We start from the raw sequence: 25787 nt of genomic DNA, 5'->3' as shown, positions 1-25787 counted from the left end.
CGCTGGAAAAGCCGGAACGGCTCGATCTGAACACCGTTGCCGTCATCGCTCACTAAGTTTCCGCGTCATCGGGCATACTACCCGATAAAAGGAGCGGAGACATCATGCCCAAACAAGAAGCAGAGCAAACCAAAGACAAAGCGGCCCACTCCTCGATGCCGGCCCTCCCAAAAGCGCTGGAGAAGCGCGTGTCGCTGAAATGGCTGACGATGGAGGCGCTCTCGAAAGTGGCGATGCGCTACGGCAGCGGATCACAACCCGCCCGCGTCGTGCTGCTGACCGCATGGGGCAAGATTGAAGGCCGTCTGGAGGAGATCAAGCCCTCCTACGCCGAGTCGTTCACCAAACAAGGTGAGACGCTCACTCCGGACGTCGCCTCGATGGTCACTCACATGCGCACCGAATTGCTGGCCCTCTATGAAAAAGAGGAGCAAAAACTCGAACTGATCGATGCGGCCCCGATCCTCTCGCTGACCGACGTGACGCTCGGACAAGGGACGGAGCAGGTGCAACTGCCGCAGTTGACCGTGTTTGCCGATCAGGTGATCGGCTTCTCGCTGGTCTCTGTGCCGCAGGTGCATTAACCATTGTCAGGCAGAACAACCAATGGTATCATAAAAAGCGTATCAATCCCCTAGGGGTGCTTCCGACTGCGGAGGCTGAGAGAAGGCAGCTGACTGTGCTTTCAACCCTTGGAACCTGTACTCTGGATAATACCAGCGTAGGGAAGCGGGATGGCATCTACGCGTTCATATGACGTTGACACGCACTGCCGTCTCTGAGGAATAGTCAGAGGCGGCTTTTTGTTTTTTAGGAGGCTGGAACGATGGATTCGAGACTTTATGTGATCACCGGTCACGCGTTTCTGAAAGGAAGGCAGTTGGAAGACGTGATCCGTGCCGCCATCCAAGGCGGGGCCGACACGATCCAACTGCGCGAGAAAGACTACACCGGCCGCGACCTGCTGGCGGCGGGGCACCTGCTGCGCCGCCTGACCCGCGAGTTGGGGGCGCGTCTGATCGTCAACGACCGCATCGATGTCGCCCGGGCGGTCGACGCGGACGGCGTGCACCTCGGACAGGGCGACCTGCCGATTGAAATCGCGCGCGACATCCTCGGACCGGGCAAATTTGTCGGCATCTCCACGCACAACGTCGCCGAGGCGGTGGCGGCAGAGCAGGCCGGAGCGGACTACATCGGGCTCGGTCCGATGCGCCCGACGCAGACCAAGCTCGACACAGAGCCGGTCGTCGGCCCGGCCGGCGTGAAAGCGGTGCGCGATGCTGTGCGCTTGCCCATCGTCGCCATCGGCGGCATCGGGCCGGACGATGTGGCAGAGATCATTCGAAACGGCGCGAACTCCGTGGCGGTCGTCTCGGCGGTGATCGGTGCCGACGATGTGACGGGAGCGGCCCGTGCCCTGCGTGCGATCGTCGACCGCGAGAGGGGGGACCGAGCATGAAACTGATCATCAACGGTCAAGAGCGCGACGTGGCGGCGAAAACGCTCGCCGATGTGGTGCAGAGCTTTGGCTTGAACGAGCGGATCATCGTCATCGAGCACAACTTGAACATCGTGCCCCGCGATCTGTATGCGACGACCGATGTGACGGAAGGCGACAAGATCGAGATCGTCCACTTTGTGGGCGGCGGCAGATAAGAACGATAGAGTGAGAGGGGATCACAAACAATGGCAGATACTTTGAAAATCGGAACGTATGAGTTTACGTCGCGCCTGCTGCTGGGCACCGGCAAATTTTCCGACCTCGACGTGCAACAACAAGCGGTCGACGCATCGGAGGCGGAAGTGCTCACCTTTGCGATTCGCCGTCTGAATATTGACAACCCGGACAACCCGAATTTCCTCGAACGGCTCGATCTGAAAAAATACACCCTGCTCCCGAACACGGCAGGTGCACAGACGGCGGAAGAAGCGGTGCGCATCGCCCGTCTCGCCAAAGCGTCCGGCCTGTGCGACATGATCAAGGTCGAAGTGATCGGCGATATGCGGACGTTGCTGCCCGATCCGATCGGGACGCTCAAAGCGACGGAAATGCTGGTCAAAGAAGGATTTACCGTGCTGACCTACACCAACGATGACCCGATCCTCGCCCGTCATCTGGTCGAAGCGGGCGCGCATGCGGTGATGCCGGGCGCGTCTCCGATCGGCTCGGGTCTCGGTCTGCTCAACCCGCACTACCTGTCGTTCATCATCGAAGAGTGCGCGGGCAAAGTGCCGGTGATCATCGACGCGGGCGTCGGCTCGGCGGCTGACGTGGCGCAGGCGATGGAACTCGGCGCGGATGCGGTGTTGCTCAACACGGCCGTCGCCGGCGCGAAAGATCCGGTGCTGATGGCAGAAGCGATGAAATTGGCGATTGAAGCGGGCCGCAAAGGGTACCTTGCCGGCCGCATTCAGAAAAAACGTTACGCAAATGCGTCTTCCCCTCTGGATCTAATGATCGAATAGCGGTATTCTTGTACAAAAAGAGGAGAGAAGCCGGGATGAGAACAGACTATCACACGCATACGGAACGCGGACCGTACACGGTCGAGTGGCTGGAACACTTTTTGCGAAAAGCGGCAGCGGAGGGCATCGCTGAATACGGGGTGTCGGAGCACGGCTACCGTTTCAAACAGACGCGGGAGCTGTTCGACAACGAATGGACGGCGGAGCGGCGGCAGCAGGATCTCGACGAGTACATGGCGATGATCCTCGACGCCCGCAAAGCCGGTCACCGCGTCAAGTTTGGCATTGAGATGGATTATGTGCCAGGGCGCGATGCGGACATGCGCGAATTTTTGAAAAGCTATCCGTTCGACTATGTGATCGGTTCGGTTCATTGGATCGGTGATTTCGGCTTTGATCTGCCGCAATTTTTGCCGGAGTGGGAGCGCCGCGATGTGGTGCGGACGTACGAGGAGTATTTTGAGATCCTGCTCCAACTGGCGGAGAGCCGCCTGTTTGACATCTCCGGTCACCCGGACGTGATCAAGGTGATGGGCTATGAGCCGGAAGACGCCGCCTTTTTCCAAGGCTGGTACGAGCGGATCGCTGCGGCGTTTGCCCGCAACGGTCTCGCCGCCGAGGTGTCGACCGCAGGGCTGCGCAAACCGGTGCAAAAGCTCTATCCGGCTCCCGATTTCCTGCGGGCGTTTCGCGCACAGGGGGTGCCGATCTCGCTGTCCTCGGACGCGCATCGACCGGAGGACGTCGGAGCGGACTACGACACGGCGGTGGCGTACATCCGCGATGCGGGCTACCGGGAGATCGTGACCTTTACGGGACGCGAGCGGTCGATGGTGACGCTGACCTGATGACAGAAAAAAGAGACTCTCGAGAGAGTCTCTTTTTTGTATGTCCTAGTGTTTGCCCCAGATCGGCGGTTGGTCGGCGACGACGGCCGTTGCCGGAGCGGAGATCGCAAACAGGAAGGCCAGAATGGCGAGCGATGCGAGTGCTTTTTTCATGTGGACGTTCCTCCAAATGCTTATGATTTTTGTAAAAGCTTGCGGTAGTGCAGGTTTGCCAGTCGCAAGTACGGCACGGCCAACCGTTCACGCCCGATCTCTAGGTAGTAATTGCCCAAGCGTTCTGCAGACTCGGCCAGTTCGGTGGAGTAGCTGAACCGCTCGAAAATCTCAATCGCCTGTTTATATAACTGTGTATAATCGTCAAGAAGTCCTTCTTGCAGTGCCAGATCGCCCAGACAGCGCAGGGTGACCGCCCGCTGCAGGTCGAGGCTGTGCTTTTCGGTACGGTCGAGCGCATCCTGCAGGTAGTGGCGCGCCTCTTCCATCTGGCCGGTCTGTTGGGCCAGTTGAGCGAGGGAGCGCAACGTGTACAGAGCACCGTCAGTGTCATGGGACTGGCGTTTGTAGGTAAGGGAGCGAAGGAAATTTTTGCGGGCTTTGTCAAGGTGACCGAGCGTGACTTCGAGCTCGGCGAGGGAATGGTAGGAACGGGCGAGTGAGGACAGGTCGGATGTTTGACTCAAGATGCGAATCGAGCGTTCGATGTGCTGCGATGCCTTGGCGGTGCGACCGAGGTTTTTGTGGGCGGTGCCGAGCATCATCAGCGTGCGGCCGATAAAGACGACCATGTCACACTGCTCAAAGATCTGCAAGGCGCGCGTCGAATACCAGACGCAGCCTTCCCAGTTGCGCAGGACCTGCTTTAAGATCGCCATCGTGTAATAGAGGCGGCCGGTCTGCTCCGAGATGTGACCGTGCTGGTCGACGAGCGCCTCCGCCTCGCGCAGCCGTTCGTAAGCGTCCCAGATCTCGCCCAGGATGTAGCTGTTGTGACCGATGGTGGAATAGAGGGTGAGTGCACGTTCCAGATCTTCATCCGGCTGCAGCAAGCGCAACGCCTCCAGCCCCCAGTCGGTCGACGCTCGATGACGGCCCGTTTCATGGTAGAGCAGGCACAGGCCGTAGGAGCTCTCCAGCAGATAGAGCGTGCTGTTTTTGGCGAATGACTCGGTGTAGAGCGTGTGCAACACCTCGATGGCCTTTTCCCGCCGCCCGACCGTCTGAAAGCGCCGTGCGGTCTCCAGCAGGTCGCGGAGCCAGTCTTCCTGCAGGTCATGCTTCATGACCAACAGGTCGTCGACCGAGCAGTTCAGACGTTCGGCGAGCACTTCCAGCGTGCTCTCGTTCGCGCCCAGTTTGCCCCGTTCGATCAGGCTCATCGTCTGGACCGAAAACAGTCCTTTTGCCAGCACAGACTGGGAAAGACCGAGGGATTTGCGTTTTTCGCGGATGTTTTGGCCGATCTGCACAGCTCGAGGTTGGTTCCATACTCGCAACGTGAAAACCTCCAAAAAGACGTGGCTATTTGATAGTATTCTACCAGAATTATTTCGTCAATTGTACGGGGACGTCAGTTTTAAAGTAGAATTTTGTCGAAAACTGCTGATCGAACTTTAATTAAAGCTCGCTGAACCAAAAAACAGCAGATTGTGTTATAAAATAAGTGTAATGAAAATCTTGATTGTAAAGCATTGGGGAATGTCTTGCAATCTGGGTAATGGGGAATCTGGGGAGGATGCAAAATGAGTGATTTGACGATTGGGATGCAGTTGAAAAAACTGCGCAAAGAAACAGGTCTGAGCGTGAAAGAACTAGCTGACCGTGCTGGGGTTTCACAATCGTACATCTACGCGATCGAGTCGGGGACGCGCGGCGCCAATGCGACCAAGCTGTCCACGATCGCCCAGGCACTGGGGGTGCCGGTGGCCGATCTTTACGACGTCTACGCGTACTGATCTTTACTTTAATTAGAGAGATTCAATGCATGAATGAAAAAGGCACCGCTTGCTCGCGGTGCCTTTTTCTTGTGGAGCCAAGTCGTGTATAGTAGAGGAAAAGGAGGATGGATATGGACGTACATATTTTTTCGCTCGGTTTGTTTCAGACCAACTGCTATCTGATCGTCGACCCGGCCAGCAAAGACGCGGTGATCGTCGATGCGGGCCAAGACCCGGACGAACTGCTGGAGGCGGCGAAGGGCCTGAACGTCAAGGAGATCTGGCTGACCCACGCCCATCTCGATCACATCGCCGGGCTGAAACAGATCAAGGAAGCGACCGGGGCGAAGGTCTTGATCCACGAGATCGAAAAGGACTGGCTGACCGAACCGGATCTCAACGGCTCCGGTCGGTATGCGGAGTATATGGAGCCGATCACCGGTCCCGCTGCGGACGGGCATTTCGCGCACGGGGACACCCTCACGGTAGGCTCGTACACATTTGAAGTGCGCTTCACGCCGGGACACACGCCAGGTCATGTGGTGTTTGTGACGGACGGCATGGTCTTCGCCGGGGACACGCTGTTCCAAAACGGTATCGGCCGCACCGACCTGTACGGTGGCGACGGTCCGACTCTGATCAAGAGCATTCGCGAGCAACTGTACACGCTGCCGGTCGACACGGTCGTCTACCCGGGCCACGGGCCGGAGACGACGGTCGGCTATGAGCGGCAGAACAACTGGGCGGTCAACGACAAGAGCGACATCTTGTCGGACGGTCCGAACGTGAGATGGACATAGGGATAGTAAACAAGAGCGGTGTGCAGACGATGCACAACGCTCTTGTTTATTTTCCCGCACGATTCGGAGTAAATAGCTGCACCGAACGGATGTGAGCCTCCGTCTCCCACAACAGGACGAACGAAGATGGAAGGGATCGAAGGCACGCTGAGCCGTTGGCGTCGTTCCAGTCGGCGTCCTTCCGGCTGGCCGCGTTGACGGCTCGGGTCGGAAGCGGCGAGACAGATGTAGCTATAAAAAAACGACCTGAGCTAGGCACTTTTGCCGGACTCAGGTCGTTGTCATCTTTTAGAGCACGACATCGCGGAACTTCGTGATATCGGCGATCTTTTCAATGGCGCGCAGTGTTTCTTCCTCCGGTGTCTTATCTACCTGCAACACCATCAGGGCACGCCCGCCCTCTTCACGGCGGCCGACTTGCATCGAGGCGATGTTGATCTCGGCCATGCCGAGCATCGTGCCGACCTGGCCGATCATGCCCGGTTTGTCGCGGTGTTCGGTCATCAGTAGCACGCCTTGCGGGGCGAGATCGACGGTGAAGTCGCCGATCTGGACGATGCGCGGGCCGAGGCCGTCGATAAACGTGCCGGCGACGGTGACCGCTTCGCCTTCGGTGACGAGGCGAACGTGGAGCAAATTGTTATACACGTGGTGGCGCGTCGTCTTGGTCTCCTCGACGGCGATGCGGTGCTGTTCGGCGAGGAACGGCGCGTTGACGTAGTTGACCGTCTCGCCTTGGTGGTAGGAGAGCAGCCCTTTGAGCAGATAGCGAGTCATCGGCTCCGTCTGCCCGTCGGCCAGCTTGCCCGCATACGTCACTTCGATCCGACGCACCGAGTCGTCGGTCAGCGACGAGACGAGCGTGCCGAGCTTTTCGGCGAGCGTCAGGTACGGCTCCAGCGCTTGCCGCACGTCGCCGGGGAGAGACGGGAGGTTGACTGCGTTTTTGAACGGTTTGTCTTGCAGGATGTTCAGCAGTTCGGCGGCGACGTCGATGGCGACGTTGATCTGCGCCTCTTCGGTCGATGCGCCCAGATGCGGCGTGGTGACGACTTGGTCGTAGTCGAGCAGCGGGTTGCCGAGCGGAGGTTCTTCTTCAAATACGTCGAGGGCGGCCGCCGCCACTTTGCCGCTCTCCAACGCTTCAGCCAGCGCTTTTTCGTCGATGATGCCGCCACGGGCGCAGTTGAGCAGGCGGACCCCGTCTTTCATCCGGGCGAACTGGTCGCGGGAGAGCAGATGCTTGGTCTCTTTGGTCAGCGGAGTGTGGACGGTGATGAAGTCGGCGTTTTCGACGATCTCATCGACGGTCGACATCTTCACGCCCAGCGCCTCGGCGCGCTCGCGAGTCAGGAACGGGTCGAACGCCAGCACGCGCATGTTGAACGCGAGCGCCCGTTTGGCCACTTCCGCGCCGATGCGGCCAAATCCGAGGATGCCGAGCGTCTTGCCGTTCAGCTCGACGCCGACGAACGATTTGCGGTCCCAGGTGCCGGCTTTCAGCTTGCCGTGCGCCTGCGGGATCTTGCGCGCCATCGCCATCAGCATCGCGAAGGTGTGCTCGCAGGTGGAGATCGTGTTGCCGTCCGGGGCGTTGATCACGACGACGCCGTAACGGGTGGCAGCCGCCGTGTCGATGTTGTCGACACCGACGCCCGCGCGACCGATGACGCGAAGGTTTTTGCCCGCCGCGATGATCTCGGCGGTCACCTTGGTCTGGCTGCGCACGAGCAGGGCGTCGTAGTCGCCAATGATTTCCTTGAGTTCATCGGGAGCGAGGTCGGTCTGGATGTCGACGTCGACATCAGGCGAGGTGAGCAGAGCGCCGAGGCCCTGTTCGGAGATCGGGTCACTGACGAGTACGCGGTATTTAGGCATGTTTGAGGGCCTCCTTGGCGTTGAGATATACTTGCCCGGCTGCGCGGACACCCGCTCCGAGCTCGACAGCGGCACCGACGCGCAGCAGGGCGAGTTCCAGCGCGGCGAGCACTTGCAGCATGTCGAGCGGGGTGCAGTAGCCCATGTGGCCGATGCGGAAGATCTGGCCTTTCAAATGCTGTTGGCCGCCTGCGATAACGATGCCAAACTCGGTGCGCAGTACTTTGCGCAAAGCCTCGACGTCAAATCCGTTGCCGGAGAACGAGGTCACCGTCGGCGCGCCCGCTTCGTCGGAGCAGAACAGCGGCAGTCCCAGTGCGCGGCCCGCTGCGCGGACCATATCGCGCATCAGCAGATGGCGGGTAAAGACCTGTTGCAGACCTTCTTGCTCGATCAGGTTCAGCACCTCGGCGAGACCGAAGATCAGCGACACGGCCGGGGTGTACGGCGTGGTGCGTTCCGCCAGTTTCTTGCGATAGGAGCGGAGGTCGAAGTAGAAGCGCGGCGAGTCGTTTTGCTCGACGACTTGCCACGCCCGTTCGCTCAAGGCGAGGAAGCAGAGACCCGGCGGCAGCATGAACGCTTTTTGCGAGCCGGTGACGACGATGTCGACGCCCCAGCGGTCCATCGGCAGGTCGGTCGCGCCGAGGGAGGAGACCGCGTCGACGACGAGCAGTGCCTCCGTCTCGCGCACCGCTTTGGAGATGCCCTCGATGTCGTGGAGCACGCCGGTCGACGTCTCGCAGTGGGTGGCAAAGACGACCTTGATCTCCGGATGTTGCTCCAGCTCACGGCGAACCGCGTCCGGTGCGATTCTCTCGCCCCACGGCGCTTCGAGAACGAGCACGCGGCCGCCGTAGGACTTCACAATTTTGATAAACCGTTCGCCGAAGTTGCCGGCCGTGCAGACGAGGACGGTGTCACCCGGCGAGACGGTGTTGGCGACGGCCGCTTCCAGCCCGGCGGTGCCGGTGCCGGCGAGGATCGCCACGTCCTGCTCGGTTTGAAACACCAGTTTCAATCGTTCGGCCGTCTCGGCAAACAACTTGGAAAACTCGCCGCTGCGGTGGCCGATCATCGGTCGGCTCAGGGCTTGCTCAACGGTCGGCGGGATCGGGGTCGGGCCGGGGATACGCAAAATCGTCTGTCCTTGGAACATCGTGATCACTCTCCTGAATGTGGTTGTTTTCGGAATTTTGTGACTACAGGGAATGAAAAAATCCTCTCATCCCTCTCCGCACAAAAATCCTGTGAACGCGACAGGTGCAGACAGCACAGCCGCAGTTCTTGTACGGAAAGGGACGAGAGGAGTTCGAGATCCTTCGTGGTACCACCCTTGTTCGCATCCGTTCTCGCAAACGGACGCCTCAGCAGGTCTGCCGCCTGAAACACTGCGACGATCTGCAAGGCCGATAACGGGGCCGAGCCGTGATTGCCTACTGGACATCCCCGCCGCAGGGGTCAAGGTGCCGTTCGGAAAGACGCTCCGGAATGCTGAGTCTCTGTCTGACGCACCGGTTCACAGCGACCACCGGCTCTCTGAAGCGTCAAGGACAAGGACGATTTCCCTCATCGCGTTTCACTTGTGATGAAATTGTGTGTTCTTGAATTGTCTGTATTCTATCACGGGCATTTTCCGAACGTCAAGTGTATTTCGGTGAAAAAATGTTCGTGTTTACCGTTGTTCGTTTTGAAAGGGCTTACATGCCGAGTACAAGGAAAACCCCATTGGAAAGGGAAAAGACTTCACCGTGCAACGCACTTGCAATTTCCTGCGTTAAAGCGAGACATTGTTCGTCTGACTCAGCGAGAAACGCTTGCGCTTTGCCACCGGCGAGCCACTTTTTGTCTGTGGTGACGACGGCGAGTATGTCACGGGTTTGGCGCAGGGTCATCGTTTCGTTCACCGCCCCTCCTTCGGCAAAATCTCAGGATCGCGCATCCGGGCGCTCTTTTTCGCCGATTCGAGAATCGGCACTTGCGCGACCAGTTCCAGCAGCGCGCCGTTGTCACGGCGGATCGGGAGGAATGCGAAGCAGATCCGCCCCTTTTCAAAGTCACGCCGCTGATAGAGATAGCGTTTCAGCCCGAGCGTCCTTGCCGCCTCGTGGGCGATCGCTTGACGCTGGCCTTCATTGGCGAGCACGATCTGGCCTCCGACGGTACGGGCGGTGATCATCACGGCGACGCCTTCGCGCCGCATCCGCTCCCGGACATCGGGGAGGCCGACGTTGCTGACCGGCACGTCGTCGATCCAGAGCATGTCCCCTTCAAAGCGGATCGTGGCCAGCGCGACGTCGGCGATCTCCCCGATGGTCTTGCCCTTCGACAGCCGACGCAACAGGAACAGCGTCAGCAGTCCGGCGACCGCGCCGAACGGGATGTCCAGCAAGGGACGGTGACCTGGGATCATCAACATGACGAGGACGGTGACAAACGCGGTGATCAGCGAAAAATAATTGCGAGCTTCGAACGTTTTGGCGATCCCGTCGATATAGGCGCGGCCGCGCGGGATCTGCTCGGTCGGCTCCAGATCTTGCAGCGAGCTCTTCTCCATTTTGCGCACGTCGCGAAACTGTTGGATGGCGAGGGCGAGGAAGGAGACGCCGACAAAGTTGTTGGTGAGCAACGCCGGCAGCGCGACGGCGCCGATGGCGGCTGCCACGCCGCCGGTGACCAGGTGGATCAGATAGCCGTTCGGATAGCTGGGAAACTGGCGGTAGTCTTCTTCGACTGTGGAATAGCGGGCGTAGGTGCCCAGCACAAAGCCGGTTGCGATCATCGTGAGGTGCTCCGGTGTGAGCAGTTGGGCCGGCACAGGCATCCCTCCTTTTCCGTATTATTTCCGGGGGCGGAAGAGACATACTGAAAAGAGACATCCTGCAAGGAGCAGAGGAGGGACGATCAAGTGATGGAGGCACAATGGCGGGAATGGGCGAGGGCGGCCCGGCGGCCGGTGGCGATCACGGGGGCGGGCATCTCGGTGGCGAGCGGCCTGCCGACGATCAAGCGCGAGTGGCGGGGCGTGCCGCTCAAAGAGGTGTTTGCCAAGGAGATGTTCGAGCGCGATCCGGAGCGGTTTTACGAGTGTTACCGCGAGATGTTGCTCGATTGGAGAGAAGCGGTGCCAAATGAGGCGCACCGTGCGTTGGCAAGGAGCGGGGCCTGTGTGATCACGCAAAACTTTGACGGGCTGCACCAAAAGGCGGGCAGCGAACGCGTTCTGGAGATCCACGGCAACCTGCGCGAGTTGATCTGCCTCGGATGCGCGGCTCTCTATCCGGCGCATGTGGCGGAGACCAATCCGTTGCCGCACTGCCCGTCCTGCGGCGAGTTGCTCAAACCGAACATCGTCCTTGAAGGGGAAGAGGTGCGGCACTTCGCCACGGCGGTCGACTGGGTGGGGGAGGCCGACCTGCTGCTCGTCGTCGGGACCAAGTTGGACATGCAGCCGGTCGGCGGACTGCCGAAGATCTGCGAAGAGAAGGGAGTGCCGGTCATCGTCTGCAACAAAGCGGCAGAGACGGTGTTGCCGGAGCTGTTTGCATCACGCTAAAAAAACCCCTGCGCCGAAGTGGGACGCAGGGGTCTTTTGAAGTATGTGTGGAAATCGAGCGACAGCGCGCCTACCAGCGGGACTCCGGTCCGGAGGTGATGAAGGCGATCGCTACGAAAGCGCCTGCAAAGCCAAGCAGGACGGTCGCGAAAGCGGCCGAGTTGACAGAAAGCAACAGGCCGAACACTGCGAACAACAGACACATGATTGCAATACCCATATAGAAACGATACATCGGGACTCCCCCCTCACGCTAGATTTCTATTTGCCATGATACCACTATACTTTCCGGCTATGCAACAGATTTCACAAGGAAAGAGAATCGTTTCACAAAGTCGTAAGATTTGGAATCGGGGAAAACAGGCGAGAGACAGTACTAGTCTTTCCATGTTATACTTTGTCTATTATCATATCGCACACGTTACAGCAACGACAAAATATCTCATTTTCCGAGAATTGAGGGGACCACACATGTCGAACGCACTCGCGAACGAACTGCGCCAAGGGATCGGCGCAATCGAAAACGCTGAAGCGGAAATTTTGCGTACGGAGCGCTCTTCCCAGCGCACCAAAGAGCTGACCGAATACCTCAATGAGAAGATCAAAGAAATCGACGCGATCACCGTCTCGATCAACCGCATCGCCTCGATGACCAAAATGCTCGCGCTCAACGCAGGCATCGAAGCAGCCCGCGCCGGCGAACACGGCCGCGGCTTCTCCGTCGTCGCCACCGAAGTTCGCAAACTGTCCGAGCAGTCGGCCGATGCGACCACCTCGATCAAAAACGTGCTGACCGCCGTGCAAGGCATCACCGAGGATCTGTTCCGCTCGGTGGAAGAAGAGACCAACTCCGTCCAAAAGAGCGTCTCGGCGATGCAGGACGCAAAAGAATCGATCCATTCGCTCATCAACGAACTCGGCGAATAATACAGTTCTATAAAATCGGACACTCATCCGAAACAAACGAGTCGCAGCCCGGTATCTGAAGCTGCGACTGTTTTTCCATTCGGGAGGGGAACATGATGAAGCCAACAGAACCAATCGAACAACAAGCGGCACCGAGATATATCCTGGCACTCGATCAAGGCACGACCAGCTCGCGGGCGATCCTTTATGACGAGGCGGCGAACGTCGTCGCCGTGGGCCAGCACAGTTTCACGCAGCACTATCCGACTCCGGGCCACGTCGAACACGACGCCAAGGAGATCTGGGAGACGCAGCGGCAGGCGATGCTCGATGCGCTGGCAAACGGAAATGTGGCTCCCGATCAGGTGGCGGCTGTCGGCATCACCAACCAGCGCGAAACGACGGTGATCTGGGACCGGGTCACGGGCGAACCGGTGGGACCTGCGATCGTCTGGCAGTGCCGCCGGACGGCCGAGCGCTGTGAAGAGTTGACCGAGGCGGGCCATGCGCAGATGATCCGGGAAAAGACCGGCCTTGTCATCGACGCGTATTTTTCCGCGACCAAGGCGGAGTGGATGCTCGACCGGGCCCCGGAGCTGCGCGAACGGGCGGAGCGGGGCGAGCTGCTGTTCGGCACGGTCGACACGTGGGTCTTGTGGAATCTCACGGGCAAGCGCTTACATCTGACGGACGTATCCAATGCGTCGCGGACGATGCTGTTCAACCTGCGCACGCTGGACTGGGACGACGAGTTGCTCGCCCTGTTTCGCATCCCCCGCGCGATGTTGCCGGAGGTGCGCGGATCGAGCGAGGTCTACGGGCAGACCGACGAGACGGTCTTTGGCGCGGCTGTGCCGATCGCCGGGATCGCGGGCGACCAGCAGGCGGCGTTGTTCGGGCAGGGCTGCTTTGCGAAAGGCATGGCGAAAAATACATACGGCACCGGCTGTTTTCTGTTGATGAACACCGGCGGGCAACCGATCTCGTCGGAGAGCGGACTGCTGACCACGGTGGCGTGGAAGATCGGCGATCAGGTCACCTATGCGTTGGAAGGCAGCGTCTTTGTCGCAGGCGCGGGCATTCAGTGGCTGCGCGATGAACTGGGCATCTTGCGCGATGCGGCGGAGTCGGAAGAACTGGCGCGCACCGTGCCGGATACGAACGGCGTGTACATCGTGCCGGCGTTCACAGGCCTTGGAGCACCGTACTGGGACCCGTATGCGCGAGGCACGATCCTCGGTTTGACGCGAGGGGTCAACCGGGCGCACATCGCGCGGGCGATGCTGGAGGCGATCGCCTACCAGACGTGCGACGTGCTGTGGGCGATGCAGGCCGATTCGCGGCTGCAGATCGTGCAGCTGCTCGTCGACGGCGGAGCGGTGCAGAACGAATTTCTCATGCAATTCCAAGCCGATCTGCTCGGCTGTGCGGTGTTGCGTCCGGAGAGCCACGAATCGACGGCGAGAGGGGCGGCCTATCTGGCGGGACTTGCGGTCGGCTACTGGCCGTCGCTCGACGATCTGACGGCGAACATCGGCGCCAAAACGGCGTTCCAACCGCAGATGGCGGAGGAGCAACGGCTTGATTTGTACCGAGGATGGAAGAAAGCGACAGGGCGCGCCGGGGGTTGGACTTTAGCGGAGTAGGAAAAACTTCTTTGTATTCCTAGTTGGAAACGCTATAATGAACAAAGAGTCATTATTTTTACACCCGAAACGTCTGTTTCGCTACATAAGGAGGAACACAAGAAAATGAAAGTACAGACGGGCAAACGCCAAGCGGGTCAATTGACGATCGTTCCGGTATTCATCGGACAATCCTTTGATCAACTCGGTCTCCAACTGAACGAATACCACGGCAAGGTGAAAGACCATGCTGTGTTCTTTGATCGCGAAGGCACCCGCTATGCGGTGATCGGCATGGGCGCGGCCGCGAAGTTCGAACTGAACAAACTGCGCAACGCCGTGGGCTTTGGCGCGCGCGCCGCTCGCAAAGAAGAGCAAAAGGAAGTCACCGTGCTGCTTCCCGAAGGCACCAACTTCACCAAAGAAGAGCTGGTTCACGCAACGGTCGAGGGCTTCCTGCTCGGCGACTACCAGTTCGTCAAATACAAAAAGAAATTTGAAGCAGAAACGGTGGAGACGGTCACCATCGCAACGGTGGACGGTGAGCTGACCGGCCTGGATGAAGTCGTGAAAAAAGCGACCGTCTACTCCGAGGGCACCTGCATCGCCCGCGACCTGAAGAACGAGCCGACGAACAAAATGCGCCCGTACGACCTCGTGGACTACGTGCAAGAGCTGTTCAAAGGCACCGACGCGCAGGTGGAAGTCTTCAAAGGCGACGACCTCGCGGCGAAGAAGTTCAACGGGATCATCGCGGTGGGCAAAGGCAGCAAAAACCCGGGCGCGATGATCAAGATCTCCTACCAGACTGACGCTTCGCAAGAGCTGACCGCGCTGGTCGGCAAGGGTCTGACCTACGATTCGGGCGGCGTGTCGCTGAAGATCGCGCGTGACCTGTCCGACATGCGGATGGACATGGGCGGCTCGGCAGCGGTTGTCGGCGCGATGTACATCCTGACCCGCCTCGGCGTGAAAGCGAACATCGTCGCACTGATCCCGACCTGCGAAAACCTGCTTGACGCAAACTCCATGCTGCCGGGCGAGATCATCGAGTATGCAAACGGCATGACCGTCCAAGTCGGCAACACCGACGCGGAAGGCCGCCTCGTGCTGGCTGATGCGCTGCTGTACTCCCAAGAGCTGGGTGCGAAGCGCGTTGTCGACATCGCGACTCTGACCGGCGCGTGCCTCGCAGCCCTCGGCAAGAAGTACGCGGGTCTGTTCGGCGAAGAGAGCGTCGTCTCCGGCATCAAAAAATCGGCGTACTCGACCGGTGAGAAAGTGTGGGAGCTGCCGTTGGCAGACGAGTATGAAGAGTTGCTGTACTCCGCGTATGCGGACGTGCGCAACATCGCGGAAGGCCCGTTTGCAGGCGCGATCACCGCAGCTTTGTTCCTGCGCCGCTTCGTCGGTGCGGAACAGAAGTGGGCGCACATCGACATGGCCGGCCCGATGGACGTAAACCGCGTCCACACCTACTCCAACGAAGGCGCAACCGGCTTCGGTGCGCGTCTGCTCGCAGACTTCATCATCGGCTAGATCATGTCTTACTACCGTTTTTGGTGGCGCACCTGTCTGGTATTCTGCCCGCTGGTGTTCTTCATCCTCTACTTCAGCGGCGTCTCCTTGCTGTGGTCGCTGCTCTCGATCCCGATCATCGCCCTCGGCGGCCTGATCCTGATCCTGCCGTTCATCTTCGTCTTCTCCCGCGTCGACCGCGAATGGTGGTCGCCCGAGGAAGAGATCAAGAGAAAGCTGCGGTACCAGGAAAAGCTCCGCGAGTGGGAAGACCGGGATGATGACGAGGACGATGATGACCGATATGAGTCGTATGAGAGTCGGAATGACGAGAATCATGAGAACAGCCCTGACTAGTGTCAGGGCTGTTTTTTTGATAGAGTGACAGGAAAGGAAGGGGAGATCCAAATGCTGAGTTTTCGTCAGGTGCGGGTAGAGGATGATCTGGATACGTTGATCGCCTTTTTCACGGAGACGGCCTCGGGTGAGGAAGAGATCGAGGTGGATCGGGAGGACTATTTGGCATTTGCCAAGGGGAAAGCAGATGCGCTGCCGGAAGGTTTCGTGTTGGCGGAACAGGAGGGGCAGACCGTCGGCGAGCTGGTCTTGCGGGTGATGCCCTATGAAGGGAAGCAGATCGGGTATGTATCTTTCGTGTATGTGATCCCTTCCTGTCGCGGGAAAGGATACAGCGAGCAACTGATCCGGTATGCGGAAGACTTATTTTCCAACATGGGCTTGGATGAGTATCACCTGCGTGTGGCGCAGTCGAACCCGCGTGCGATTCGTTTCTATGAAAAGCAAAACCTCGTCCGTCTGTGCGAAGAGCCCAACAATCACGGGCAGCTCTGTTGGCGATTGGGGAAAAAGCTCGGGTAAGAGGGCAGACGAAATAGGAAGAGGCCCACGGGGGCGTGGGCCTCTCTATAACAGGAAAAGAGCGAAGGGTATCTCCCTTGGGGTGGGGTTGTACTGCTAGTATACAGTGATACTTCTACTCGTTAAAGCGGTAAAATCAGGTGGAAGTGGTATCGCGATTGTCTGGAACAGTCGGTAGGCAAAGACGGATGCTTTTTCTCCCCAAATATGCTATCCTAAATCTGTATACGCATGACCGTTTTTCCAAAGGAGCTGTGTTATGTATTACGCATATATCTTGGAGGCAAGTCGGAAAGCGAAGGCGGTTCGAAATCTGTATGAGCATTTGAAGTCGCATACGAAAGCTCCGTTTTTGCCGGAGTTGACGGTGGCTGACTTTGTGTTGACAGACGGGATGACGATCCCCCAGCAGGACAAGCATCGGGTGCTCAACCTGAAATTGCACGATGAGCATCTGTCGCCGTATTTCAAGTCGGATATGAGCCTGTTCCATCTGCTGATGATGGATGACAAAGTCGAGATGCGCATGTACCGCGTGGAAGCAGGCTGGATGCTGCTGTTTGACGGCATCCAGGCTCAGCCGAAGCCGTTCGGACAGAGCGGATTCGATCTGCGATAGCCAGCAGCCGGTGGACATGAAAAAACCTCTTCGTTAACGAAGAGGTTTTTTTTGTTGCCATTCACGCTGCAGGATGCCATTTGGTACAGGCTCCAGTAGGTGTCGCCCAGTTTGCGGACTTCGCGGATGCGGCCTTCTGTGACGAAGCCGCTTCGCTCGTAAGCACGGATGGCCGCTGTGTTGGTATCGAAGACGAACAAGGTGATGCGGTGCAGGTTCAATTCGCCAAAGCCGCAGTCGAGCAGGAGATCGATCATTTGGCTGCCGAGCCCCTTGCCCCGATAGGCGCGGTCGCCGAGGAGGACGCAGGAGATCTTGGCATTTTCATTGACGAGATCGATGTCGGTCAACTCGATATGGCCGATGTGTGTGCCGGTGGCGGTGTCGACGACTTTAAACATCCGCATGTCGGTCGACGTGACAGCACGCTGATAACGGGATTCCAACTGGTCGGCGGTGAGCGGGAAGGTAAAATGTGTGCCGTTCCACAGCATCAGTTCTTCCGGGGTGTCGATCCAGCCGAGTATGCGGTCGATGTCGGCCGGGTCGAATGGTTGCAGGGCGATTGAGATCATTCTGAAAACTCCTTTTGTCTGACTGACCGCCCTGGGTTCCGGTGCCTCCTTACTCCGGCTGTTTGAGCAGGGCCGGGAGAACGTCCACCTCAAGGACGGTGTTGTTCACGATGAGCAGTTCGACGCGGTCGTTGACGGTGACCGTCTGTTTCAGGACGTCGACTTCTCCATTGTGCAGGATTTTTACGTCGGCTGCAACGGATAGCGTCAACGTGCGCGGTTGTTTGTCCTTGTCTTCGGTGGGGTGCTTTTTCGCCGGTTGGGCGATGGTGATCATGCCGGCTGCGTCCGCTTTGGGCGCGGTGTAGGCGGTGACGGTGCCAAACGCATGAGTCGCGATCTCCTCGCGCTTCGGCGCTTGCGGCTGGGCTTGGATGAAGACGATCTGGCCTTGTGCGTTGAGCAAAACGCGCACGCCCATGCCGGTTTTCAGGTCGGCGAGCTGGGCGATCTTTTCGCCGAGGAAGACGTAGTAGGAGCCGGACAGTTTATAGGTGGCCGTCGCCCCGGTCGGCGTCCGGAAGGTCAGGGAGGTGTCGCTGACGGCGGTCAGGGTGCCGTGGAGCTGACCTTGCGATTGACGCTGGCGGTCGCGGTCGTACTCAAAGCGGTTTTCTGCACGGGCGAGGATCGCGGCCAGTTCGTTGCGCTTGACCGGCTTGTTCGGTTGGAACGTGTGGTCGAGGTAGCCGTTGATGATGCCTTGCTCCGCTGCGACCGCTATGTACCCGACGTAGTCGGCTTCGATTTCTTTCGCGTCTTTAAAGTCGAGTTTGTCGGTCATGTGCGCCTTGGCTTCTGCTTCGAGGCCCATGGCGCGGACGACGAGTCGGGTGATCCACTCGCGGTCGGCATGACCTTGCGGGTCGAGGGTGATGCCGGTGTCGAGGAAGCCTTTTTCCTGCGCGAGGGCGATGTAGGCTTTGGCCCAGGCGGAGACTTTTGCTTCGTCGTTCAGGTCGAGGTCGATGTCGGTGATGGCACGCGCTTCTTCTTCAAGGCCCATCAGGCGGACGGTCATAGTGATCGCTTCTTCGTGGGAGACGTTGGCACTCGGGCGGAACTGACCGTAGCCGTCGCCTTTGATCACGCCTTTGGTGTTCATCTCGGTGATGTAGCGGATCGCCCAGTCGCCTTTGGTCACGTCGTGGAAATGACCGTTAAATTTGAAGTGGCCGATCTCGTCCAAGGCAGGCATCGTGCGCGACGGGCCGTCCCCTTGGGCGTACGCGCCGGTGGCACCGGTCGCAGCGAGAGTCAGGGCAAGCAGGATGGAAGCGGTCTTCTTCATTTTTCAATTCCTCCTTCAAACTCGTGTCTGTCATATTTCTACGAGTGGAAAGACTTGCCTGTGGGGGTCGATTTTCGTTTTTTCCGGGCGGCTGCGATCGCTTTTTCTGCGCCGAGGGCGGTCCAGAGGTAGTAGGTGGCGTACGATTCGCAGCCTTTCCAGTCGGCGGCAAAGTCGCGCACTTCCTGCTCGGTCGGCTGATGCTCCCAGCCGTAGAAATGGCGGATCGCGTTGCGAAGGCCGATGTCGGCAGCCGGCAGCAGGTCGGGTCGGCCGAGACCGTTCATCAGGACGCACTCTGCACTCCAGCGGCCGACACCGCGCAGTTTCACGAGGTATTGGATCGCTTCCTCGTTGCTCATCGCATCGAGGGCGACGAGGTCGACGCTGCCTTCTGCCACCCCGCGAGCGAAGTCGACGACGTACTCCGCTTTGCGCTGGCTGTATTTGTGCGCGCGCAGGTCGTCGGCGGTGAGACGGGCGATCTCCTCGGGACCGGGGAATGCCACAAACGTCTCGCCGCCGACTGTGATGTGACGGCCGCAGAGCTCGACGAGGCTTTTTTTCAGGGACTCGGCAAAGCTCAAATTGACCTGTTGACCGATGATGGCGAGGATCATCGCTTCAAACGGGTCGCTGTCGAGCAGGAGATGCATGCCCTTGTAGCGCTCGGTCAAGCCGCGCAGGATGTCGTCGTGGGCGACGGCGTTGTAAAAGGGGGCGAGGTCGCGGTCGGCGGAGAGCATGTGCCGCCAAACGGCTGCGGCGCGGTCGGCGACGTCCTGCGCGGGCGCACCTTCGACTGTGAGATGGAGCAAGGGAGCCGCATCCGGGCTGTCCGGCTGCTCGGCACGCACGCGGACGAGCACGGTGTCGTCGCCGAGGATGTGCGCGCGGGCGATCTGATCGTCGCTGATCCTGTAGAGATAGGAGTTGGACGAGGTCTCGACGCGCTCTTTGAAGTAGCGGAATCGGTAAGGCGCGGCCGGGGTCAGGGTATAGGTGTATATCATGGGGGGAGCCTCCGTTTCTGCGGTGCAGGGATTGTCTATAGATAATTCTTCCACCTTGCCTAAATCACCTGTATCATGACCATTCTGAATGAGAGGCACGACATTCATACAGAGGTGAGCACAGGATGACGATATTTGGGTGGAATCTGGAGACGGCCATCGTAATCGGCAGTATTCTCACGGCTGTCATCGTCAGTTTATGGATCATGAGAACTTCTTGGCGACGCTATGGGATGCTCTTTGGATTGGCCAGTCTGGTGGCGATGTTTCTGTGCGGGGTTTTTGTGTATTTCGGTTTCTATCTGTTTCCGAATGCAATTCGACCGCAATTTCCGATCTTTCATGTGTTGGCGGTGATCTTCTCTTTTCCCAGTTTGGTCTTGCTAAGCGTTCGCTACAGCCCGACGGATTGGAAATGGAAAGTGCCGTTCTACTGGGCCGTCGTTCATCTGGGCATCTCTTTTGAAATCCTGCTGTCGAACAAGACTGATATCTTGATGTATTCAAAATACTGGGACACATGGGATTCCTATACGTGGTGGTGGCTCTATCTCCTGTTCTTTGAATGGGTCGGGGGAAAGATCGTGCCGATTGAAGCGAGAAAACCGATCGCGGCCGATCTGTTTCAATACGGAAGACCCGTATGGATCGCGGTGCATTTTATTTTGATCTCGACGATTTTCTTGGCCGGGATGTATGTGGGGATGAAACTAAAGTGAATTTTCCTGTATAGTAGAAATGATACTGGAGTTAAACGGAAAGCAGGGGAGTAATCGATGGAACGAGACATCCAAATCCGCAACGTGCGACCGGGTGATATCCTCGGCATGACGCGTGTCGTGCTGGCTGCGAGGGGACTGCGCGGGGCGGAGCTTGAGGTGCAGATGGAGCGGGATCTGGCGCGGTTTAACCGGCAGGATCTGGTGGAGACGATCGAGTCGGAGTCACTGGTGGCGATGCTCGGGGCGCGGATGATCGGGGTGTGGCGATACGGGGAGTTTGATCGGGATGTGCATCTGACCCGGCCCGAGATCGATCCGCTGGTGCAAGAGGTCTCGCAGGAGTCGGTGCGGGACGCTTTTTTGCGTGATTTCTGGCCGCATCTGTCGCCGGTGGTCAATCGGGCGATCTATGTGGATTATCCGTCGCCAAAAGGGCTGCTTGGGGAACATCTGTTGCGCCGCGGGTTTGATCGGCAGGTGACGCGCACCGATATGGTGATCGATCTTAAGGAGTCGGTCGCGTCGACGACAGACAGGCTGACGTTTGTTACATACAACGAGGATGTGCATGAACGGTTTCTGCGCGCGTTTTGCCGCTCGTTTGAGGGGTCGCTCGATCCGGCGATGGATTGGGATGCGCGGCACCCGGAGCAGAGTTTTCATCTGTTCCGCGACCGGTTTGGCGTGCTTGATCCGGGGGTGTGGGTGCTGGCGACCGACCGGGACGGGAGGGATGTCGGGTTTGCCCTGTTTCAGCATCTGACAGCCGGACGATACGCCGGACAGACGATGCTGCTCTACACGGCGGTGCTCCCGGAAGCGCGGGGGCAAGGCTATGGCGAGGAGATCGTGCGCGAAGGCTTGAAACGCGTGCGCGAGCGGCGCGGGTCGCAAGAAAAGGTGGCGTTGACGGTGTCAGATCCGAACGAGCCTGCGCGCCGCATCTATGAACGGGTCGGATTTGTGCCGACGGAACGGTTTTCTTTGTACGTGGCAACGAGGCCGAATCTTTGATACACTAGACGGTACAGGTTGATAGATTTGATTGATTCTCAGATAAGAGTCGTGGGAGAGAGAGGAAGTTGCCGCATGACCACTTTGACAGGGTTTTTGAGTGAATTGACGCATAAGCCGGAACTCCCGGTTCAATATTTTTTGGAAATGGGCGAGGAACGGGTGTCGCTCAATCCGTTTATCGGCGGGCAGGTGCAGCTGACGTTTCTCGATGAAAAGGCGTGCGGCACGTGCGGCCGCAAAGTGAAAAAGCTGTACGGCGGCGGCTACTGCTATCCGTGCGTGACGACGTTGGCGGAGACCGATCTGTGCATCATGAAGCCGCACGAGTGCCACCATCATCTGGGGACGTGCCGCGACGACGAGTTTGCACAGACGCACTGCATGATTCCGCATTATGTCTATCTGGCGTTGTCGTCCAATGTGAAGGTCGGCCTGACCCGGAAAAATCGCGAGTTGACCCGTTGGGTCGATCAAGGCGCGATCTGCGCGATCCCGATCGCCGAGACGCCGACCCGCAAGCTCGCGGGTGAGCTGGAGATGGCGATCGCCGAGCACATCGCCGACAAGACCGACTGGCGGAAAATGCTCAAGGGCGTCACCGAAGAGGCGGATCTGTTCGAGGTGCGCGAGAAGGTGAAGGAGATCGTGCCGCAGGAGTTCCAGCAGTATCTGTTTGACGTGGACGAGCTGTATGAGTTTACCTACCCGATCTTGGAGACGCTGGAGAAGATCAAGTCGCTGTCGTTCGACAAAGAGACGACGATCTCCGGCAAGCTGCTCGGGATCAAAGGTCAGTATCTGATCCTCGACTGCGGCGTGCTGAACATGAAGAAGCACAGCGGATACAAGATCGAAGCGGTGCTGACGGAAGCGTCGGAGGAAGCGGCCGCGCTGGCGTAACGGTCGGCGTGGATGCCGATTTCTGCAGAACGGTCGACAACAGAAGGGCCTTGCCGGTGTGATGGCGGCAAGGCCCTTTCTTTTTCACTGGTTATTGCCAAGCTTCCAGTTCTTTTTCAATTTCGCGCTTGAGGTCGTTCCACAGGGCGTCTTTGTCAGCGGCGGTGAGAAGTTCGCCGTTGACGTAGGCGTAGGGGACGGCGGCGCATTGCGTGCAATTGCTCAGGCACGGCGTCCGGATCACGCTCACCCCGGCATACTCCGTTTCGAGTTGTTCGAGGTCGAGCCCGGAGGCCGGGTTGACGTCACAGACTTCGACGATCACGATTCCCATATCGGCAGGCTCCTTCTTCCAGGTTCCTGACCAGTGTATCAAGAATAAGGGAGGTTTACCAGTCGTGACTACTTTGGGAGCGCGGATCAGGTCTTTGCGTCGGCGCGCTGTCATGTCCCAGAGCGAGCTGGCGGCGGGGCTGGTCTCGAAGAGCATGATCTCGCAGATCGAGTCGGACCGGGTGCAGCCGTCCCGCGAGCTGCTGGTGATGCTGGCGGAGCGGCTCGGCGTGGCGGAGGAGGAACTGTTTCCTGCGCAGTCGGTCGATCAGGAGCGGGCGGCCTGTTACAAACAAGCGCAGTCGTTGCTCGCGCTCGGGCATCGGGAGGCGGCGTTGCCGCTGCTGTTCACCTGTCTCGACGATCCGCATCCGGGTTGGTCGCTGCGTGAGTTGACCGGGCAGGCGGCAGACTGTCTGTACGGGCTCGGACGGCTGTTCGAGGCGAGGACTTGGTATGAGAAGGCGTTGCGTCTGGCCGTTCGGGAAGGCGAGGCGCGGGACGTGTTGCGGTGGCGTTGCCGGCTTGGCGAGGTGGCCGCGCTGCTTGGCGAGACGGAGGTGGCCTTGCAAGAGTGGCGGCTGGCGTTGCGCGAGTGGGAGAGCGTGCGGGAAGATCTGTCCTTCCATTTCGCGGCAGACAGGGAGCTGATCGTGTCGGCGCAGCTCGGCCTGGCACGGGCGGAGCAGCAGTCGGGACGGCCGGATGCGGCACTGCGGGCGTTTCAAAAGGCGGTCGACGCGCTGCGGGGCAGCCGGGGGCTGTGGAGACTGCGGGCATCTGCTCATGCCGGGCTCGGGCAAACGCTGGAAGGGCTGGGTCGATGGTCGGAGGCGGCCGAGCATCTTGATGCGGCGCGAACGATGTATGAGCAAGGACGCGACAGGCGGGCGGCCGTCGAGATGCGGGCGTGGCAGGCACGGCTGATGGGCCGAATGGGGCGGTGGGACGAGGCGGAGCGGGAGTTTGCCGACTGTTTACGCCAGTCGTTGACGCTCGGCCTTTCGGAGTTGATCGGGCAGGTGCTCGTCTTGCACGCGCAACATGTGCAGAGCGTCGGCGAACCGGGTGCTGCCCTGCGTACCTTGCAGGAGGCGATCTGTCAGTTGCCGCCGGAAGATCGTCACTGCGGCGTGCTGTATCGCGCGCTCGCCGATGCTATGTGGCAGGCGGGCGACGCGAAAGGCGCACGGGCGGCAGCGGAGCGAGCGGTGCGGCTGCTCGAAAGGGCAGGGTGGGAGCAGGAGTGGCAAGGGGCGTGTCTCCTGCTCGCCCGGATCTGCAAGGGAGCGGGGGATTTTCAGACCGCTCATGATTGGCAGACAAAAGTCAACGGGCTGCTCGGCAGCCGCTTGATCACGACAAAAAACCTGCGGACGTATCCGTAGGTTTTTTCTTTTCTATAAGATGCGCGGCATCGGGAAGAGCACCAGATCGACGCGGCCTTTGAGTTGATCGATGGCGACTTGGCCGACGCGGGTGTCGCGGCTGTCCAGCGACCCCATCGGGTGGCGGTTGTCGCCCATGACAAACAGGTGGTCGGGTGCGACGGTGACCGCGGGAAAATCTTCCGGGACGGTGTCGATGTAGGTCTCCGGCTGATGCTCGCCGTTTACGTAGAGCCGACCTTCTTTGATCTCGACGCTGTCGCCAGGCAGGCCGATCACGCGCTTGATGTAGTCTTTGGAGTCGTGCGGCGCGGGGAAGACGACGATGTCGCCGCGCTCCGGGTCGCCGACGGTGTAGGCGAGACGGTTCAGGTAGACCCGCTGGTGGTCTTCCAAGGTCGGCAACATCGAGGAGCCTTCGATTTTGGTGATCGCAAAGACGTGTTCGCGCAGCACGAGGTTGAGCAGGACGGCGACGGTGATGATGCACACCCAATTGACCGTTTCGCGCAACCAACGTGTTTGGATTGTTTTGAACATTTGAGCGGGAACCCTCCTTCTCGGCGCGTCGCATGGGATGAATACGACTTTACTTCGCGCCGTGAAGAAAGATTCCTGCAAAAAGCGGCTCAGGAGCCGGTTCCGCCTCCCATCCCGCCGGTGCCGCCGCTGCCACGAGCACCGCCGCCGGAGTTGGTGTCGTTCGGGTTGCGCTGTTCGTCGTTCGCACAACCGGCGAGCAACATTGAAGAGACCAGCGCGATCCACACCGCCTTTTTCCATCGTCCCGACATGGGATCACCTCCCCTCCTGGCAACATCTTGCGTAGTATGCCCCAGAGAGCGGAAAAGCGGGAAAAATTTCTTGACACATTTTTATACAAAATTGTATATTAAGTACATAAAATAGCATGCACCAGTCATGGAGGTATTTTTTTCGATGAAAATCGTAGCTCTCGTCGGTTCCTTGAAACAGGATTCCATCACGGCTAAAGCCGTCCAAGTAGCAGCAGCAGCATCCCGTCGCGAAGGCGTGGAAGTCGTCTTTTGGGATCTGAAAGAAAAGCCGCTGCACATCTATGACCCGTCTGACGCGGAAAACTACAGCAAAGGCCATGTGCCGGAGTTTGTCGCGCTGTTTGATCAAGCGGACGGTTTCCTGCTCGGCTCGCCGGAATACCACAACAGCGTCTCCGGCGTGTTCAAAAACGCGCTCGACTTTGTCGGCTACAACCAATTTTCCGGCAAGCCGGTCGGTCTGATCGCGTCGGGCGGCGGCCCGGTGGCGACCAACACGCTGAACACGATGATGACGATCATCCGCTCCCTGCATGGCTACCTGTCCCCGCACTTCGGCGCGGTACCGGGCGGCACCCAGTTCAACCCGGACGGCACGTTCTCCGATGAAAAGCTGCAAGAGCGCTTTGAAGCGATCGGCAAGGACGTGGCGCGCCTCGTTAAACTGTTTGCCGCAGCGAAGTAATCGGGCATCCTGCTACGAGAGGGAGGCGGACGCG

31 protein-coding genes and 1 riboswitch are annotated in these 25787 nt (G+C 59.1%); of the genes, 19 read left to right on the top strand and 12 right to left on the bottom strand.

Annotated elements, in window-relative coordinates; translation table 11 throughout:
• Positions 1-104: 104 nt before the first annotated feature.
• The 5 genes from OS242_RS03650 (at position 105) to OS242_RS03630 (ending at position 3317) form a co-directional block, all read left to right on the top strand.
• Entirely contained in the window at positions 105-584 is a 480-nt protein-coding gene (locus tag OS242_RS03650; protein WP_267150286.1) for a hypothetical protein, read from the top strand.
• A 42-nt stretch (positions 585-626) separates the two neighbouring features.
• A riboswitch (TPP riboswitch) is annotated at positions 627-745 on the top strand.
• An 81-nt stretch (positions 746-826) separates the two neighbouring features.
• Complete coding sequence (gene thiE / locus OS242_RS03645; protein ID WP_267150285.1) at positions 827-1462, top strand: thiamine phosphate synthase; 636 nt, start codon at positions 827-829, stop codon at positions 1460-1462.
• Positions 1459-1659, top strand: coding sequence for a sulfur carrier protein ThiS (gene thiS, locus OS242_RS03640; protein ID WP_267150284.1), 201 nt, complete (start codon positions 1459-1461; stop codon positions 1657-1659). The genes thiE and thiS overlap by 4 nt, the downstream gene beginning before the upstream one ends.
• Positions 1660-1689: 30 nt before the next feature.
• Complete coding sequence (locus OS242_RS03635; RefSeq protein ID WP_267150283.1) at positions 1690-2469, top strand: thiazole synthase; 780 nt, start codon at positions 1690-1692, stop codon at positions 2467-2469.
• A gap of 35 nt (positions 2470-2504) precedes the next feature.
• Positions 2505-3317 (top strand): histidinol-phosphatase HisJ family protein, encoded by an 813-nt coding sequence (locus OS242_RS03630; RefSeq protein WP_267150282.1) that lies wholly within the window; start codon positions 2505-2507, stop codon positions 3315-3317.
• A gap of 173 nt (positions 3318-3490) precedes the next feature.
• Here OS242_RS03630 and OS242_RS03625 read toward each other — a convergent pair whose 3' ends face one another.
• On the bottom strand, positions 3491-4810 hold the full coding sequence (locus OS242_RS03625) for a helix-turn-helix transcriptional regulator (protein ID WP_267150281.1): 1320 nt from the start codon (positions 4808-4810) through the stop codon (positions 3491-3493).
• Between the two features lie 255 nt (positions 4811-5065).
• On the opposite strand from OS242_RS03625, the gene OS242_RS03620 reads away from it, so the two are divergent.
• Positions 5066-5269: a helix-turn-helix domain-containing protein gene (locus OS242_RS03620; protein WP_407702068.1), complete on the top strand. Its 204-nt coding sequence runs from the start codon at positions 5066-5068 to the stop codon at positions 5267-5269.
• 113 nt (positions 5270-5382) lie between these two features.
• Complete coding sequence (locus OS242_RS03615; RefSeq protein ID WP_267150279.1) at positions 5383-6051, top strand: MBL fold metallo-hydrolase; 669 nt, start codon at positions 5383-5385, stop codon at positions 6049-6051.
• A gap of 288 nt (positions 6052-6339) precedes the next feature.
• Here the strand turns inward: OS242_RS03615 and serA are convergent, their stop codons facing one another.
• The 4 genes from serA to OS242_RS03595 all read right to left on the bottom strand — a co-directional run bounded on the left by serA (position 6340) and on the right by OS242_RS03595 (position 10747).
• Positions 6340-7929 carry a phosphoglycerate dehydrogenase gene (gene serA, locus OS242_RS03610; RefSeq protein ID WP_267150278.1) on the bottom strand — a complete coding sequence of 530 codons (1590 nt, stop codon included), beginning with the start codon at positions 7927-7929 and terminating at the stop codon, positions 6340-6342.
• Positions 7922-9088, bottom strand: a complete 1167-nt coding sequence (locus OS242_RS03605; protein ID WP_267150277.1) for a pyridoxal-phosphate-dependent aminotransferase family protein — start codon at positions 9086-9088, stop codon at positions 7922-7924. Before OS242_RS03605 ends, serA begins: the two co-directional genes overlap by 8 nt.
• Positions 9089-9629: 541 nt before the next feature.
• On the bottom strand, positions 9630-9836 hold the full coding sequence (locus tag OS242_RS03600) for a capping complex subunit for YIEGIA (protein ID WP_267150276.1): 207 nt from the start codon (positions 9834-9836) through the stop codon (positions 9630-9632).
• Positions 9833-10747, bottom strand: a complete 915-nt coding sequence (locus OS242_RS03595) for a YIEGIA domain-containing protein (protein WP_267150275.1) — start codon at positions 10745-10747, stop codon at positions 9833-9835. Before OS242_RS03595 ends, OS242_RS03600 begins: the two co-directional genes overlap by 4 nt.
• Before the next feature lie 93 nt (positions 10748-10840).
• Between OS242_RS03595 and OS242_RS03590 the strand changes: the two genes are divergently transcribed.
• Positions 10841-11485, top strand: coding sequence for an SIR2 family NAD-dependent protein deacylase (locus tag OS242_RS03590; RefSeq protein WP_267150422.1), 645 nt, complete (start codon positions 10841-10843; stop codon positions 11483-11485).
• A 70-nt stretch (positions 11486-11555) separates the two neighbouring features.
• On the opposite strand, the gene OS242_RS03585 is transcribed toward OS242_RS03590, so the two are convergent.
• Positions 11556-11720: a hypothetical protein gene (locus OS242_RS03585; RefSeq protein WP_267150274.1), complete on the bottom strand. Its 165-nt coding sequence runs from the start codon at positions 11718-11720 to the stop codon at positions 11556-11558.
• A 236-nt stretch (positions 11721-11956) separates the two neighbouring features.
• Between OS242_RS03585 and OS242_RS03580 the strand changes: the two genes are divergently transcribed.
• The 6 genes from OS242_RS03580 (at position 11957) to OS242_RS03555 (ending at position 17032) form a co-directional block, all read left to right on the top strand.
• On the top strand, positions 11957-12412 hold the full coding sequence (locus OS242_RS03580) for a methyl-accepting chemotaxis protein (protein ID WP_267150273.1): 456 nt from the start codon (positions 11957-11959) through the stop codon (positions 12410-12412).
• A 95-nt stretch (positions 12413-12507) separates the two neighbouring features.
• On the top strand, positions 12508-14037 hold the full coding sequence (glpK, locus tag OS242_RS03575; protein WP_267150272.1) for a glycerol kinase GlpK: 1530 nt from the start codon (positions 12508-12510) through the stop codon (positions 14035-14037).
• A 105-nt stretch (positions 14038-14142) separates the two neighbouring features.
• Positions 14143-15555, top strand: coding sequence for a leucyl aminopeptidase family protein (locus tag OS242_RS03570; RefSeq protein ID WP_267150271.1), 1413 nt, complete (start codon positions 14143-14145; stop codon positions 15553-15555).
• A 3-nt stretch (positions 15556-15558) separates the two neighbouring features.
• Positions 15559-15891, top strand: a complete 333-nt coding sequence (locus OS242_RS03565) for a hypothetical protein (protein WP_267150270.1) — start codon at positions 15559-15561, stop codon at positions 15889-15891.
• 51 nt (positions 15892-15942) lie between these two features.
• A complete protein-coding gene (locus OS242_RS03560) occupies positions 15943-16413 on the top strand; it encodes a GNAT family N-acetyltransferase (RefSeq protein ID WP_267150269.1) in 471 nt (156 codons plus the stop codon).
• Between the two features lie 259 nt (positions 16414-16672).
• Entirely contained in the window at positions 16673-17032 is a 360-nt protein-coding gene (locus tag OS242_RS03555; RefSeq protein WP_267150268.1) for a hypothetical protein, read from the top strand.
• On the opposite strand, the gene OS242_RS03550 is transcribed toward OS242_RS03555, so the two are convergent.
• Genes OS242_RS03550 through OS242_RS03540 form a run of 3 tightly spaced genes read right to left on the bottom strand, consistent with a single transcriptional unit; the run spans position 16990 to position 19911 of the window.
• Positions 16990-17607, bottom strand: coding sequence for a GNAT family N-acetyltransferase (locus OS242_RS03550; protein WP_267150267.1), 618 nt, complete (start codon positions 17605-17607; stop codon positions 16990-16992). The two genes, OS242_RS03555 and OS242_RS03550, sit on opposite strands and share 43 nt — an antisense overlap.
• 49 nt (positions 17608-17656) lie before the next feature.
• A complete protein-coding gene (locus OS242_RS03545; protein WP_267150266.1) occupies positions 17657-18898 on the bottom strand; it encodes an S-layer homology domain-containing protein in 1242 nt (413 codons plus the stop codon).
• Between the two features lie 38 nt (positions 18899-18936).
• Entirely contained in the window at positions 18937-19911 is a 975-nt protein-coding gene (locus OS242_RS03540; protein ID WP_267150265.1) for a DNA-3-methyladenine glycosylase family protein, read from the bottom strand.
• Positions 19912-20036: 125 nt separating this feature from the next.
• Between OS242_RS03540 and OS242_RS03535 the strand changes: the two genes are divergently transcribed.
• The 3 genes from OS242_RS03535 (at position 20037) to OS242_RS03525 (ending at position 22550) form a co-directional block, all read left to right on the top strand.
• The gene (locus OS242_RS03535; protein ID WP_267150264.1) at positions 20037-20630 is read left to right on the top strand and encodes a CBO0543 family protein; all 594 of its coding nucleotides are present in this window, start codon (positions 20037-20039) and stop codon (positions 20628-20630) included.
• A 57-nt stretch (positions 20631-20687) separates the two neighbouring features.
• Positions 20688-21647 (top strand): GNAT family N-acetyltransferase, encoded by a 960-nt coding sequence (locus tag OS242_RS03530; RefSeq protein ID WP_267150263.1) that lies wholly within the window; start codon positions 20688-20690, stop codon positions 21645-21647.
• A 75-nt stretch (positions 21648-21722) separates the two neighbouring features.
• Positions 21723-22550 carry a DUF2797 domain-containing protein gene (locus tag OS242_RS03525; RefSeq protein WP_267150262.1) on the top strand — a complete coding sequence of 276 codons (828 nt, stop codon included), beginning with the start codon at positions 21723-21725 and terminating at the stop codon, positions 22548-22550.
• 91 nt (positions 22551-22641) lie between these two features.
• On the opposite strand, the gene OS242_RS03520 is transcribed toward OS242_RS03525, so the two are convergent.
• Positions 22642-22884: a DUF1450 domain-containing protein gene (locus OS242_RS03520; protein WP_267150261.1), complete on the bottom strand. Its 243-nt coding sequence runs from the start codon at positions 22882-22884 to the stop codon at positions 22642-22644.
• A 64-nt stretch (positions 22885-22948) separates the two neighbouring features.
• On the opposite strand from OS242_RS03520, the gene OS242_RS03515 reads away from it, so the two are divergent.
• Positions 22949-24271, top strand: a complete 1323-nt coding sequence (locus tag OS242_RS03515; protein ID WP_267150260.1) for a helix-turn-helix domain-containing protein — start codon at positions 22949-22951, stop codon at positions 24269-24271.
• Between the two features lie 12 nt (positions 24272-24283).
• Here OS242_RS03515 and lepB read toward each other — a convergent pair whose 3' ends face one another.
• Entirely contained in the window at positions 24284-24811 is a 528-nt protein-coding gene (gene lepB, locus OS242_RS03510; protein ID WP_267150259.1) for a signal peptidase I, read from the bottom strand.
• Positions 24812-24900: 89 nt separating this feature from the next.
• Entirely contained in the window at positions 24901-25065 is a 165-nt protein-coding gene (locus OS242_RS03505; protein ID WP_267150258.1) for a hypothetical protein, read from the bottom strand.
• Between the two features lie 145 nt (positions 25066-25210).
• On the opposite strand from OS242_RS03505, the gene OS242_RS03500 reads away from it, so the two are divergent.
• Positions 25211-25753 (top strand): NADPH-dependent FMN reductase, encoded by a 543-nt coding sequence (locus tag OS242_RS03500; protein ID WP_267150257.1) that lies wholly within the window; start codon positions 25211-25213, stop codon positions 25751-25753.
• Positions 25754-25787 lie beyond the last annotated feature (34 nt).

It is taken from the genome of Tumebacillus lacus (assembly GCF_026410385.1).
GTDB classification, from domain to species: Bacteria; Bacillota; Bacilli; order Tumebacillales; family Tumebacillaceae; genus Tumebacillus; species Tumebacillus lacus.
The sequence above is the reverse complement of the archived record's forward strand: the minus strand, read 5'-3'. Positions and strand labels throughout refer to the sequence as shown.